The 2,296-nt window shown below is 49.2% G+C and carries 3 protein-coding genes; 2 read left to right on the top strand and 1 reads right to left on the bottom strand.

Features of this window, described 5'->3' with window-relative positions; genetic code table 11:
- Together ACQCLF_RS15870 and ACQCLF_RS15865 are read left to right on the top strand one after the other, a co-directional pair.
- Nucleotides 1-897: transposase (locus ACQCLF_RS15870; RefSeq protein ID WP_426989043.1), on the top strand; the 897-nt coding region annotated here is incomplete at its 5' end.
- A gap of 171 nt (nt 898-1,068) precedes the next feature.
- Nucleotides 1,069-1,356: a hypothetical protein gene (locus ACQCLF_RS15865; RefSeq protein ID WP_426989041.1), complete on the top strand. Its 288-nt coding sequence runs from the start codon at nt 1,069-1,071 to the stop codon at nt 1,354-1,356.
- 96 nt (nt 1,357-1,452) lie between these two features.
- Here ACQCLF_RS15865 and ACQCLF_RS15860 read toward each other — a convergent pair whose 3' ends face one another.
- Complete coding sequence (locus tag ACQCLF_RS15860; protein WP_426989039.1) at nt 1,453-1,854, bottom strand: hypothetical protein; 402 nt, start codon at nt 1,852-1,854, stop codon at nt 1,453-1,455.
- Between the last annotated feature and the right edge of the window lie 442 nt (nt 1,855-2,296).

The following is a 2,296-nucleotide window of genomic DNA, read 5'->3' as shown; positions in this document are numbered from 1 at the left end:
GGGCAAGGTAAGCGACCCAAAGAGGTTAAAAGCAACATCACCGACAACGAGTCGGCGAAAATGACCACCAGCAAAGGAACCATCCAAGGTTACAACGGAGTGGCCACGGTCGATAAGAAACACCAGATTATTGTAGACGCTCAAGCGTTTGGAGAAGGCCAAGAGCACCACACGTTAAAGCCTATTCTGCAAACCATCAAAGATCGGTTCGCTCGGGTAGGTCTCAGTGACGACATCTATAAGCAAGGAATAGTGGTTACCGCCGATACGGGTTTTTCAAACGAAGCGAACAACCAGTACCTAAAGACCGAGAATATCAACGCCTACATTCCTGACAACCAGTTCCGCTCCCGAGACCCCAGGTTCAAGGATCAGAAAACCAAGTACGGCTATCGCCACCCGGGAAAAGGCATCGATAAAGGCGTAATCCCGGCAAGCGAGTTTGACTTTAATCCAGTCAAGAAAACCTGCATCTGTCCGCAAGGCAACCCCATGTGGCTGCACTCCGAGCGCGTTCAAAGTAGTGGTAATCACCTGATAGCTTTCGAAGGCCGCCTAACCGACTGTCGGCACTGCCCCATAAAAACGGATTGCATGAAAAACCCCCAATCCGCCGACACCCGAAAGGGGCACGGGCGACAGGTCTCATTCCTGGTAAAAGCGAAGCGAAAGCCCACCGCGACCGACTGGATGAAGAGGCGAGTCGACAGCCTTAAAGGGAAGCAGGTTTATGGGCATAGAATGTCGGTCGTGGAGCCGGTGTTTGGTAACATCGGTACCAATAAAGGCCTTAATCGGTTCTCCTTGCGAGGAAAACACAAGGTGCAAGGCCAGTGGCAGCTATACTGTTTAGTGCATAACATTGAGAAGTTAGCCAATTACGGGGCTGTGGCGTGATCCACAGGCTTATCCACACTCGGATGGACCCAACTGTCCATAATGGGTGATTATGGTAAACGGATCTGGTTAAGTGCTAGCCAGGTGTTCATTGAAAAGAGGTGCCAGAGAGGCGATTTTGGTAAGTGGTTTTTTTACGACCTAGTTATGCATAAATAAGGAGTATACAAAATGAATATTGATGTCTTCAAATGTACCGATTCAATTGAAGCAATGGAGCAAAGCCTCCGAGATGATGGGTTAATTGGTATCTCAGGGGGCAGAATCAGTGTAAGGCGCGCGCTTGATGAGTTGCTTTCACAGATAAATGAATTGGAAAATAACGAAGAAGAAAGATTTGGGGGCTTAACATATAACCACCCAAATACCGAGTTAGCGTATATTTGGGATTCAGAAAAATTTTCTCCAAAGCAAGCAAAGAGAATAGTTAAAGAAGCATACGATAGAGCTCGTGCATAACAAACCGCTTAAATACGTTCTGGCCGCAAAAAGTAGGGTGTTCAAACTCTGTGTCAGTCATGGCAGAAAAGCGTCTCTAAACTTTCTGCTGCGCGCTCAGCCAAGCAGAGCGGACAAGGCGCTAGCAATCAAAAGAAGAACGGAAGTTACTATTAAAGATACCAGCATAACCAGTTCAGCGTAACATAGCGCAATGAGCGGCTTTTCTACCGGCAACGCCTCGCCAACCCCTTTAAAACGCTTCCACTTGGCAAGCTTTGGGCACGCTATCAGCATCATGTAGCCCAACGTCTTGACCATGGTAAGGGGCCATACCATCAGGCTTTTCAGTTCTTTTTCATGAAAATAGGGCGCTTTGAATAGAACCGGGTCAAGTCGCGCTATCAATGTACTGTGCAGTATCAACCCAACGACTATCACCGCCGGTGTAAGAACCAGAACCGGGAATATCAGATAAAATCCCACTGTCTGAACTAGATCTAAAGGTGTTTGCATCACTCAGTCATCCCAGCACTTGGACTCATATTCGCATGGACAGCCCGGGGGCCACGGCTTTTGGCTCTCTTTTTGCCTTCGGTTGAGAACATAGCGTGCCAATGCCACTTGGCCCAACAAGATCTACGCTCTGTCCTTTAATCTCGTAAAAGTTCCGGGCCGACTTTCCAGCCAGGATGCCGGCCGCTGCCGCGCCCGCAGCAACCACCAAAGATGCGACCCATCCCATAGCCCCCCAAATCAGGAAGACGGCAAGTGCGGCGCCGGAGCACAATCCCAGGCTTACACCTGTGGCGGTTACGGTGGCAATAGCGGTTTGAATCCCGCATCAGTCAATCAACCACAACACTAAAGCGGAAGTCATCAAAAGAACCAATGACAACAGCATGGCGGCAAAAAGCGCCACTTCTATGTAGCTGAGCACTACAAGCGGCTTCCCTACAGG

Source organism: Marinimicrobium sp. ARAG 43.8 (assembly GCF_050113635.1).
In the GTDB taxonomy this organism is placed as follows: domain Bacteria; phylum Pseudomonadota; class Gammaproteobacteria; order Pseudomonadales; family Cellvibrionaceae; genus Marinimicrobium.
This window is presented reverse-complemented; position numbering and strand designations above follow the sequence as displayed.